Source organism: Vibrio sp. 704 (assembly GCF_033339295.1).
On record NZ_JAWOUH010001005.1, the window covers coordinates 1 to 521 of the forward strand.

At 46.4% G+C, this 521-nt stretch carries 1 protein-coding gene; it reads right to left on the reverse strand.

All coding sequences use genetic code 11. The annotated features are described in order from the left end of the window. Positions 1-521, reverse strand: a 521-nt coding sequence (nlpI, locus tag R7R24_RS30355; protein ID WP_318120670.1) for a lipoprotein NlpI, incomplete at both ends; no start/stop codon positions are given.

The following is a 521-nucleotide window of genomic DNA, read 5'->3' on the forward strand; positions in this document are numbered from 1 at the left end:
CGTACACATTCAACGAAATGGCGAGCTTATACAACGAAATCGCGCTGGCGATGTCACCTTCCAATTGATGACGTTTACCGAGATAAAAATAGGTTTCCGTCAATCGCTGAGCAAGGCGATAGTTTTCTCGCGTCCCATCCATAATCGCATCAAGAGCCGCTTCATCAGAAACATCGCGTAGCATAAGAGCGACTAACACCCAACCCCATTCTTCACTGCGATCTTGTTGGTAACGCTGCTGAAGGTTTGCTTTTGCTTGCTCAGGGTTTTGATCCGCTTCAATGATGTATAACCACAATGCGCGAAATGGATCGCTTGGCATCTCTTGATAATGCTTGGTCATATCTTCCAAGGCCAAATCAATACGACCGCCGTAGTATAGCGCTATCGCCCGATTGCGCTCTGCGTAAGAGTTATCTGGTGCAAGTTCGAGTGTTGAATCAAATGCTTCGTATGCCGCATCAAACTCTCCAACCTGAGTAAAGTAAACGCCGAGAAGATTAAATATATCTGGCTGAGCC